The organism is Pseudomonas helleri, from assembly GCF_009600315.1.
Lineage (GTDB): Bacteria > Pseudomonadota > Gammaproteobacteria > Pseudomonadales > Pseudomonadaceae > Aquipseudomonas > Aquipseudomonas helleri_A.
Map to the genome: position 1 here is coordinate 1 of NZ_WIWC01000067.1, position 10,094 is coordinate 10,094.

At 59.3% G+C, this 10,094-nt stretch carries 10 protein-coding genes; all 10 read left to right on the plus strand.

All coding sequences use genetic code 11. The annotated features are described in order from the left end of the window. Window positions 1–311 precede the first annotated feature (311 nt). The 10 genes from fliE (at window position 312) to GHN86_RS22490 (ending at window position 9,840) form a co-directional block, all read left to right on the plus strand. A complete protein-coding gene (gene fliE / locus GHN86_RS22445; protein WP_153382973.1) occupies window positions 312–644 on the plus strand; it encodes a flagellar hook-basal body complex protein FliE in 333 nt (110 codons plus the stop codon). 15 nt (window positions 645–659) lie between these two features. Beyond that, on the plus strand, window positions 660–2,447 hold the full coding sequence (fliF, locus tag GHN86_RS22450; protein WP_153387348.1) for a flagellar basal-body MS-ring/collar protein FliF: 1,788 nt from the start codon (window positions 660–662) through the stop codon (window positions 2,445–2,447). Next, on the plus strand, window positions 2,440–3,462 hold the full coding sequence (gene fliG, locus GHN86_RS22455) for a flagellar motor switch protein FliG (protein WP_153383095.1): 1,023 nt from the start codon (window positions 2,440–2,442) through the stop codon (window positions 3,460–3,462). Before fliF ends, fliG begins: the two co-directional genes overlap by 8 nt. Beyond that, window positions 3,463–4,230: a flagellar assembly protein FliH gene (gene fliH / locus GHN86_RS22460; RefSeq protein ID WP_323369620.1), complete on the plus strand. Its 768-nt coding sequence runs from the start codon at window positions 3,463–3,465 to the stop codon at window positions 4,228–4,230. It abuts the gene before it with no gap. Beyond that, window positions 4,220–5,578: a flagellar protein export ATPase FliI gene (gene fliI / locus GHN86_RS22465; RefSeq protein WP_153387350.1), complete on the plus strand. Its 1,359-nt coding sequence runs from the start codon at window positions 4,220–4,222 to the stop codon at window positions 5,576–5,578. Before fliH ends, fliI begins: the two co-directional genes overlap by 11 nt. A 6-nt stretch (window positions 5,579–5,584) precedes the next feature. After that, the gene (fliJ, locus tag GHN86_RS22470; RefSeq protein ID WP_323369621.1) at window positions 5,585–6,040 is read left to right on the plus strand and encodes a flagellar export protein FliJ; all 456 of its coding nucleotides are present in this window, start codon (window positions 5,585–5,587) and stop codon (window positions 6,038–6,040) included. 92 nt (window positions 6,041–6,132) lie between these two features. Further along, entirely contained in the window at window positions 6,133–6,438 is a 306-nt protein-coding gene (locus GHN86_RS22475) for an STAS domain-containing protein (RefSeq protein WP_153383100.1), read from the plus strand. Next, entirely contained in the window at window positions 6,435–8,129 is a 1,695-nt protein-coding gene (locus tag GHN86_RS22480; RefSeq protein ID WP_323369622.1) for a fused response regulator/phosphatase, read from the plus strand. Before GHN86_RS22475 ends, GHN86_RS22480 begins: the two co-directional genes overlap by 4 nt. A gap of 30 nt (window positions 8,130–8,159) precedes the next feature. Further along, complete coding sequence (locus GHN86_RS22485; RefSeq protein ID WP_323369623.1) at window positions 8,160–8,522, plus strand: Hpt domain-containing protein; 363 nt, start codon at window positions 8,160–8,162, stop codon at window positions 8,520–8,522. Window positions 8,523–8,598: 76 nt separating this feature from the next. Next, window positions 8,599–9,840 (plus strand): flagellar hook-length control protein FliK, encoded by a 1,242-nt coding sequence (locus tag GHN86_RS22490; RefSeq protein ID WP_153383104.1) that lies wholly within the window; start codon window positions 8,599–8,601, stop codon window positions 9,838–9,840. The last annotated feature ends 254 nt before the right edge of the window (window positions 9,841–10,094 follow it).

Below are 10,094 nucleotides of genomic sequence, written 5' to 3' on the forward strand. Positions count from 1 at the left end.
CAGGGAAATCGCTTCGCTAACTGTTCGCTATGTCTCCGAACAAAGTGTTCGCGATGTCCCCGGTCCATACACTCCCAGAGGGAGAGGGGGCTTTACCGAGTCATATTCAAATTCAGCGCCCGTGCTCGATCAGTCCCCTCTCCCTCTGGGAGAGGGTTAGGGTGAGGGTTGATCTTGATTTTCAATCCACAGAAGCGACGTTTTGTTACGTTAATCACAGGATGCAACATAGAGCTGGCATCTTTGTTGCTTCATCACAGTAAGCGTTGTCCCAGCGTCAAAAAAATGCGGGTTGTCGGAGGCAGTGGTCCATGAGCCAAGGTATTGAATTTAATCGATTGATGTTGGATATGCGGGCCATGCAAATGGACGCTATGGCGCAATCGAAATCGTCTGTGCAAGCCGCGCCTGAAGCGGGTGCCAGCAGCTTCTCCGACATGCTCGGTAGTGCGATCAACAAGGTCAGCGATACTCAGCAGGCGTCGACTCAACTCGCTAACGCTTTTGAAATCGGCAAGAGTGGTGTCGATCTGACCGATGTGATGGTCGCCTCGCAAAAGGCCAGTGTTTCCTTTCAGGCCTTGACCCAAGTGCGTAACAAGCTGGTTCAAGCGTACCAAGACATCATGCAGATGCCGGTTTAAGGGCGATATCAAGTCATGGCAGATGCACTCCCGGATAACGTTCCGGCCAATACCGGCCCGGCGGGCGGCAAGCCCCCGCTGTTTGGCCTTTCCTTTCTGGACAACCTGGCCGAAATGACCATGTTGCGTCAGGTCGGCCTGATGGTCGGTCTGGCTGCAAGCGTGGCCATCGGCTTTGCGGTGGTCCTGTGGTCGCAACAACCCGATTACCGGCCGCTTTACGGCAGTCTGGCCGGTATGGATGCCAAGCAGGTCACCGAAACCCTGGCCGCCGCCGACATTGCCTACACCGTTGAGCCGAACTCGGGCGCCTTGCTGGTCAAGGCCGATGACGTTGCCCGCGCGCGCCTCAAGCTTGCCGCCGCCGGGGTCACGCCCACCGACAGCAATATCGGCTTTGAAATCCTCGACAAGGATCAAGGCCTGGGCACCAGTCAGTTCATGGAGGCCACGCGCTACCGTCGCGGTCTTGAAGGCGAACTGGCCCGCACCATTTCCAGCTTGAACAACGTCAAAGCTGCCCGCGTGCACCTGGCCATCCCGAAAAGCTCGGTCTTTGTGCGCGACGAGCGCAAGCCCAGTGCCTCGGTGCTGGTTGAACTCTACGCCGGGCGCTCGCTGGAGCCGGGGCAGGTGTTGGCCATTATCAATCTGGTGGCCACCAGCGTTCCTGAGCTGAGCAAGTCGCAAATCACGGTCGTCGACCAAAAGGGCAATCTGCTTTCTGATCAAGCAGAAAACTCGGAATTGACCATGGCCGGCAAGCAATTCGATTACAGCCGCCGCATGGAAAGCCTGCTGACCCAGCGCGTGCACAACATCCTGCAGCCGGTGCTGGGCAACGACCGCTACAAAGCCGAAGTGTCCGCCGATGTCGATTTCAGTGCGGTCGAGTCCACGTCCGAACAGTTCAACCCGGATCAACCGGCGCTGCGCAGCGAGCAATCGACCAACGAGCAGCGCACCGCCAGCAATGGCCCGCAAGGCGTTCCGGGGGCGTTGAGCAATCAGCCTCCTGGCCCGGCCACGGCACCGCAGCAAACCGGTCAAGCCGCAGGCGCCGCTGGCATGGTTCAGCCCGGCCAGCCTTTGCTGGATGCCAACGGTCAGCAGATCATGGACCCGGCCACCGGCCAGCCCATGCTCGCGCCGTACCCGGCGGACAAGCGCACCCAGTCAACGCGCAACTTCGAGCTCGACCGTTCCATCAGTCACACCAAGCAGCAGCAGGGCAAGGTCAATCGTCTGTCGGTGGCCGTGGTCATCGACGACAAGGTCAACGTCAACCCGGCCAACGGTGAAATTACTCAAGTGCCGTGGACCAGCGACCAACTGGCGCGCTTTACCCGTCTGGTGCAGGACGCCGTGGGGTTCGACGCTAGCCGGGGTGACAGCGTCAGCGTGATCAACGTGCCGTTCTCCACTGAGCGCGCAGAAGTCATCGCCGATATTCCGTTTTATTCGCAGCCCTGGTTCTGGGATGTGCTCAAACAGGCGCTGGGTGTGCTGTTTATTCTGGTGCTGGTGTTTGGCGTGTTGCGCCCGGTGCTCAATAACCTCACCGGCAACGGTCGCAACAAGCAAGTGGCGGGTATTGGCAGCGACGCCGAACTGGCCGGCATGGGCGGTCTGGATGGCGAGTTGGCCAATGACCGGGTCAGTCTGGGCGGGCCGAAAAGCATCCTGTTGCCTAGCCCGAGCGAAGGCTATGACGCCCAGTTGAATGCCATCAAGAGTCTGGTAGCAGAAGACCCGGGCCGCGTGGCTCAGGTCGTTAAAGAGTGGATCAATGCCGATGAGTGATAACCGCGCCGCCGCGAACGCCAAGCTGAGCCGCGTCGACAAGGCCGCGATCCTGTTGCTGTCGCTCGGCGAAACCGATGCCGCCCAGGTGCTGCGGCATATGGGCCCCAAGGAAGTCCAGCGAGTGGGTGTGGCGATGGCGCAAATGCGCAACGTCCACCGCGAGCAGGTCGAGCAGGTGATGAGCGAGTTCGTCGAGATTGTCGGCGATCAAACCAGCCTGGGCGTTGGCTCCGATAGCTATATCCGCAAAATGTTGACCTCGGCGCTGGGCGAAGACAAGGCTAACGGCTTGATCGACCGGATTCTGCTGGGTGGCAACACCAGCGGCCTCGACAGCCTGAAATGGATGGAGCCGCGTGCGGTGGCGGACGTAATCCGCTACGAGCACCCGCAAATTCAAGCCATCGTGGTGGCGTACCTCGACCCCGATCAGGCGGGCGAAGTGCTCGGTCATTTTGATCAAAAGGCGCGTCTGGACATCATCCTGCGCGTGTCGTCGCTCAATACCGTGCAGCCGGCAGCGCTCAAGGAACTGAACCAGATCCTCGAAAAACAGTTCTCCGGCAACTCCAATTCGGCCCGTACCTCATTGGGCGGCATCAAGCGTGCGGCCGACATCATGAACTTCCTCGACAGCTCGATGGAAGCGCAGTTGATGGATTCGATTCGCGATATCGACGAGACCCTGTCCGGTCAGATCGAAGACCTTATGTTTGTCTTCAACAACCTGGCCGATGTCGACGACCGCGGTATTCAGGCGCTGCTGCGCGAAGTGTCATCCGATGTGCTGGTGCTGGCGCTCAAAGGCTCCGACGACAACGTGCAGGAAAAAATCTTCAAGAACATGTCCAAGCGTGCGGCCGAACTGCTGCGCGACGACCTGGAAGCCAAGGGCCCGGTACGCGTCAGTGATGTAGAGACGGCGCAGAAGGAAATCCTCACCATCGCTCGCCGTATGGCCGAAGCCGGAGAAATTGTTCTCGGCGGGAAGGGCGGCGAAGAGATGATCTAAGTGAGCAATAGTGATTCTCCGGGAGATGTGATTCGCGCCAGGGATGTGGGCGCTTTCGACGTCTGGGGCCTGCCCAGTTTCGACCCGTGGCGCGAGCCAGTCGAGCCTGTGCCCGAGGTGGTCGAAGAGGTGCCCGAGGAAGTCGAAGAAGTGCCGCTGGATGAAGTCCAGCCCCTGACCCTCGAAGAACTCGAAAGTATCCGTCAGGAGGCTTATAACGATGGCTTCGCGACCGGTGAAAAAGAAGGGTTTCACAGCACCCAGCTCAAGGTGCGTCAGGAAGCCGAAACGGCCTTGAATGCCAAGGTCGACAGTCTTGAGCGCTTGATGAAAAGCCTTATGGCGCCCTTGGCCGAACAGGACATGCAGCTTGAAAAAGCCATGATCGGTTTGGTCGAGCACATGACGCGACAGGTCATCCAGCGCGAAATGAAAACCGACTCGCGGCATATCGAACAGGTGCTGCGCGAAGGCCTGAAACTGCTGCCGATGGGCGCTGACAATATCCGCCTGTTTATCAATCCGCAGGATTTTGAGCAGATCAAAGCCCTGCGCGAACGCCATGAAGAGCGCTGGCGGATTGTCGAAGACGACACGCTGCAACCCGGCGGCTGCCGCATTGAAACGGAACACAGTCGCATCGACGCCAGTATCGAGACGCGCATCAAGCTGGCGATGAGCCAACTGTTCGATCAACTGCACGAGCAAGCGTTGCACCTGGCTGCGGCAGACATCGCCGTCGACCTGGACACCCCCGATGCGCCTTGAGCGCACCAGTTTTGCCAAGCGCCTGAGCACCTATGCCGCGGCCGTAACCTTGCCTGCCCAGCCGGTGGTAGAAGGCCGCCTGCTGCGCATGGTCGGTCTCACCCTCGAAGCCGAAGGCCTGCGCGCGGCGATGGGCAGCCGTTGTCTGGTCATCAACGACGACAGTTTTCATCCGGTCGAAGTCGAAGCCGAAGTGATGGGGTTTTCCGGCAGCAAGATTTTCCTGATGCCGGTGGGCAGTGTCGCCGGGATCGCGCCTGGCGCCCGCGTGGTGCCGTTGGCCGATACCGGGCGCTTGCCGATGGGCATGAGCATGCTCGGCCGCGTGTTGGACGGGGCAGGCAGGGCGCTGGACGGCAAAGGCGGGATGAAAGCCGAGGACTGGGTGCCGATGGACGGCCCGACCATTAACCCGCTCAACCGCGACCCCATCAGCGTGCCGCTGGATGTGGGCATTCGCAGTATCAACGGGTTATTGACGGTGGGTCGCGGTCAGCGGCTTGGCTTGTTTGCCGGTACGGGTGTGGGCAAGAGTGTGCTGCTGGGCATGATGACGCGCTTCACCGAGGCCGACATTATCGTGGTGGGCCTGATCGGTGAGCGGGGTCGCGAGGTGAAGGAGTTCATCGAGCACAGCCTCGGTGAAGAGGGTCTCAAGCGTTCGGTGGTGGTCGCCTCGCCAGCCGATGACGCGCCGCTGATGCGCTTGCGTGCAGCGATGTACTGCACGCGGATTGCCGAATACTTTCGCGACAAGGGCAAGAATGTCTTGTTGCTGATGGACTCCCTCACTCGATTCGCCCAGGCTCAGCGGGAGATCGCACTGGCCATTGGCGAGCCGCCTGCCACCAAGGGTTATCCGCCTTCTGTGTTTGCCAAATTGCCCAAGCTGGTCGAGCGCGCCGGTAATGCGGAAGCCGGGGGCGGCTCGATCACTGCCTTTTACACCGTGTTATCCGAGGGCGATGATCAGCAAGATCCGATTGCCGACTCGGCGCGGGGTGTGCTCGATGGCCATATCGTTTTATCCCGGCGTTTGGCCGAAGAAGGCCATTACCCGGCGATCGACATCGAAGCGTCCATCAGTCGGGTCATGCCTTCGGTGGTCACGGTCGAGCATATGCGCCGCGCGCAGCAGTTCAAACAACTGTGGTCGCGCTTCCAGCAAGCACGCGACTTGATCAGCGTCGGTGCCTACGTGCCGGGCGGCGACCGCGAGACCGATACGGCCATCGCCTTGCAACCCGCGATGGTGGGTTACTTGCGTCAAGGTCTGAACGACAAGATCGGCATGGCCGAAAGCGAAGGCCACCTGGGCAGCCTTTTTGCTCCGGCTGCGGGCGGGTAAAGGTCCGTGGCCAAGGATGGAAGAGCAGCGCGCCTTGCGCCTGTGGTCGAGATGGCCGAGAAAACCGAAAAGGCCGCGGCCATGCGCCTTGGGCACTTTCAGGGGCAGGTCAATCTGGCCAACAGCAAACTTGGCGACCTTGAGAATTTCCGTGGCGACTATCAGGCGCAATGGGTCGAACGCGGCAGTCAGGGCGTGAGCGGGCAATGGATGCGCAACTACCAGTACTTCCTTAATCAGCTGGAAACCGCGGTCTCCCAGCAACGGCAAAGTCTGGTGTGGCATGAAAACAACCTGAACAAGGCCCGTGAAACCTGGCAACAGGCGTATGCCCGGGTCGAGGGCTTGCGCAAGTTGGTGCAACGCTACGCCGACGAAGCCCGTCAGCTGGAAGACAAGCGCGAGCAAAAGCTGATGGATGAACTGTCTCAGCGTCTGGTGCGCATAACGCCCATCCAGTAGTCGTTGGCAAGGAGCGAATGCTGCGAGTGCCTTCGCTTTCAGAGCGTCTATAGTCTCACTGTCCAACCGATAGCTGACACGGGAGCAAGCTTATGGCAGTTACGTCCGTTATCTCGGAAGACGGCAGCAAACTGACAATCGCCATCAAAGGCCGGTTCGATTTTGCCAAGCATCAAGAATTTCGTGACGCTTACGAAAAACTCCAAACCAAGCCGCAGTCGGTGGTGGTGGATTTAAAAGAAGCCACCTACCTCGACAGCTCGGCGCTGGGGATGTTGTTGATGTTGCGCGATTATGCAGGCGGCGATGAGTCCGATATCAGGGTCATCAACTGCAGCCTGGATGTCAGCAAAACCCTGGATATTTCCAACTTCAACCAGCTGTTCGATATCACGTGAAGAGCCCGCTGACGATACTGATTGCTGAAGACAGTCCGGTCGATCGTCTACTGCTTTCACGGATCGTGCAAAAGCAGGGGCACCAGGTGCTGTTGGCAACCAACGGGGCTGAAGCGGTCGAGCTGTTTGTCCGTGAGCGTCCACATCTGGTGTTGATGGACGCCTTGATGCCGGTGATGGATGGGTTTGAGGCCACTCGCCAAATCAAGGCGCTGGCCGGTGATGCGCTGGTGCCGGTGATTTTCCTCACCTCGCTGGATCACGCCCATGCATTGGCACGTACCCTTGAAGCGGGCGGCGATGATGTGCTGATCAAACCCTACAACCCGTTGGTGCTGGCGGCGAAAATCACCGTCATGGATCGCTTGCGGCGTTTGCAGGACACGGTGTTGCAACAGCGCGATCAGATCGTGCGGCACAACCTCTACCTGCTCAATGAGCAGCGTGTGGCCAAAGCGGTGTTTGACCGGGTGGCGCACTCAGGCTGTTTGAGTGCGCCGAATATTCGTTATTTGCAATCACCCTATGCGTTGTTCAATGGCGATTTGCTACTGGCCGCCTACACCCCGACCGGCGATACACACCTGCTGCTGGCCGACTTCACCGGGCACGGACTGCCAGCTGCGATTGGCGCGATGCCGCTGGCTGAGGTGTTCTACAGCATGACGGCCAAGGGCTACAGGCTGGGCGAAATACTTCGCGAAATGAACGCCAAGCTCAAGCGCATCTTGCCCATCGACATGTTTTGCTGCGCCACTTTGGCCTGTGTGAGCGCGCTGCGGCGCAGTGTTGAAGTCTGGAATGGCGGTATGCCCGATGGTTACCTGCTGAGCCGGGCGGGTCACGACGCGACCCTGACTTCGCAGCATTTGCCTTTGGGGGTGTTGCCCGCGCAGCGCTTCGACCATGCCACGCAGGTGTGGCCAATGATGCCCGGTGATCAGCTGTTTTTATTGACTGATGGGGTGATCGACACCAGTGGCCCTGATGATCAGCTGTTTGGGGTCGAGCGCTTGCAGCGCGTGATGGCTGACAATAGCGATCCGCAGCAGTTGATTGCCGAAGTTCAACAGGCGTTGCGCGATTTTCAAGGCAGCAGTCGTGATGACGTGAGCATGGTCCACATCACCTCACAGTTGCCACAGAAGTTGGGTGCGCCGCCCATGCTTTATTCCGACAGTGGCCAATGCAGCCCGCTGGACTGGTCATCCCGCTTTGAGTTTCGCGCCGTTTCACTGCAACAGTTCAACCCGTTGCCGTATCTGCTGCAATTGTTAATGGAGGTACACGGGTTGCGGCCCCAAGGGCCGGTTATTCATGCGGTGCTGTCGGAGCTGTACAGCAATGCACTGGAGCACGGGGTGCTGGGCCTGGACTCTAGCCTCAAGCGTGACCCTCAAGGTTTTACCAAATATTACGAGCTGCGCAAGGAGCGCTTGGCAGCCTTGCGAGACGGTTATGTGCGCGTGCAATTACAGGTGATCCCACTGCGTGAAGGCGGTCGTGCCGTGCTCTGCGTGGAAGACAGCGGTGCGGGTTTTGACGTTGCCAGCATACTCGCCAGACCGTTGGATAGAGACCGTTTGTCGGGTCGTGGAGTCAGTTTAATCCGGCAAATGTGCCCGCAAGTTCGTTGGTCCGACGATGGTCGGAGCGCAACCGTAGAGTTTTCATGGGAGGCTCAGGCATAATTCGTCCATTCTTGATCAAGGAGTGAGCAAGTGTCTGACATTCATATGGACCCCGACGTGGTCAGTGCCTTACGCGACATGATGGAGGGCGGGTTTGCCGACCTGCTTGATACCTTTCTGTCCGACTCGCAAGAACGCCTCGACCAGCTCAAAAGCGCCCATCTCGCCAGTGACCTGACCTTGGTAGCGCACAGCTTCAAAGGCAGTAGCAGCAACATGGGTGCCATTCGTTTGGCGCACTTGTGCGGTCAGCTTGAAGAGCGTGCACACAAAAAGCAGTTGGCGGGTGTCGAGAAACTCGTCATTGAAATCAGCGATGAGTACCAAATGGTCCGTCGACTTTACGTTGCCGAGCGACAGCGTTACGACTCGTCAGAGTCGGCCGCGAACTGATTGGGCCAAACTGGCCCGAACCTTGCTCTGAATCTCTGACCTGCACCGATGCCTGCCGTGCAGCGGAGACTCACACATGCCATTTGCTGCCAACCCGCTTCTCTCATCACCTGCCGCCGCGGCGTCCAAGGCTGCTGCCGGCAAGGCAGCGCCGCCTGCTGATAGCGGCGGGCAAAAATTTTCACGGGTGTATGCCAAGGCGTCCGATACGGTCTTCAGCAAAGCGCCGGAGTCGGCTGCCAAAGGGTTGGCGGGTGCCGGTAAATCATCGACTGTTGCCGATAGCGGCAAATCCTTGCCTGCTGGCAAGGCCAAGGAAGCGGCTGACACTGACCTGAGCACAACAACGCCGGGCGACACGGCCCCTGTGCCCGATCCGGTTGCCACGGCGCCGGTGGTCGATTCAACCGAGCCTGCGCCCAGTGTCGAGACGACTCCGGTCGACGCTCAAGCGCCACCGTCTCCCGCGATGGCGTTGATCGCCGCCGCTCAGGTCCAGCCTGAACCTGTGGTAGATGACACTGCCGAGCCACCCGCCGACCCTTTGGATGATCTGCCTGCATTGCGTCTGGCGATGGAACAGGGCGGTCATATATCTGCCGCCAGCAAATCGCCCGCCAAAGCCGGTGGCGCCGACAACATGGCGGCTAACACTCAAGGGCCTGTGGCGTCTGTTGCCCTGTTGATCGACACCCAAGCTGATTCATCAGAGCCGGGAGAAGGGGGCGAAAAAGCCTTTAAAGGTCTGGTGGATGACGGCCTTAAAGACCTTAAAAGCGCGGCCAGCGACACGCGGGTCGATGACTTCGCCAACCGTCTGGCTGCATTGACTCAGGCCGCGGTGCCGAAAACAGCCAACGCCCTGCCGATCAACCAGCCTTTGGCCATGCACCAGAGCGGCTGGTCCGAAGAAGTGGTCAATCGGGTCATGTACCTGTCCAGTGCCAATCTCAAATCTGCGGATATTCAATTGGAGCCTGCGGAATTGGGGCGACTGGATATTCGCGTCAACATCAGCGCCGATCAGGCGGCTCAAGTTAACTTTGTTAGCGGTCATGCGGGTGTGCGTGAAGCGCTGGACAGCCAAATGCATCGCCTGCGGGAGATGTTTGCCCAGCAAGGCATGGGGCAGGTTGACGTGAACGTGTCTGATCAATCGCGTAACTGGCAAGGTCAGGGCCAGGAGCAGCAGGCACGCAATAGCGCTGGCGGCCAACGGCTTGAGAGCGGTGCTGGCGAGGATCATGCGGTTGCCGCCGCTGAGCCTGTAGCGCCCAGTGTCGTGCTGGGCAGCAGTGCGGTGGATTACTACGCGTAATCCCGGCCTTGTAGTTGCAGCGTTCGTCCTTCGTCAGCGCCAAAGCACGGGCGAGCACGTAAGTAGCCGGTAGTTTTCGATCTGACTTTCGATCTGGCTTTTGATCTGGCTTTTGATTTGGCTTTTGATCTTGATCTTGATCTTGATCTTGATCTGCCGCCCCTTCGGGAGGCCGAATGGAGGTTTCGCGGAGTGGGTCGACCGGCATGGATGCCGGGAGAGCCGTGTTGGGCCAAGGATGGCCCGTCACGGCG